The 237-nt window shown below is 47.3% G+C and carries 1 protein-coding gene; it reads left to right on the forward strand.

Annotated elements, in window-relative coordinates; genetic code table 11:
• Positions 1–237: hypothetical protein (locus R0J92_RS26450; RefSeq protein ID WP_411053873.1), on the forward strand; the 237-nt coding region annotated here is incomplete at both ends.

A 237-nucleotide genomic window follows, 5' to 3' on the forward strand; every position in this document is an offset into this window, starting at 1 on the left:
GCTTTAAAGGACAAATTAACCTCCATTTCCAAGGGGCAGCCGGACAAAGTTTTGGTGCATTTAACCTTGCCGGAATGAACCTCAAACTCACTGGCGAAGCTAATGACTATGTAGGTAAAGGCATGAATGGTGGCGAAATTGTCATCGTTCCCCCAGCAGAAGCCACCTATGAACCGGCAAATAATGCCATTATTGGTAACACTTGCTTGTATGGGGCAACCGGTGGACACCTCTACG

It is taken from the genome of Tritonibacter sp. SIMBA_163, assembly GCF_046535935.1.
Taxonomy (GTDB): domain Bacteria; phylum Pseudomonadota; class Alphaproteobacteria; order Rhodobacterales; family Rhodobacteraceae; genus Epibacterium; species Epibacterium scottomollicae.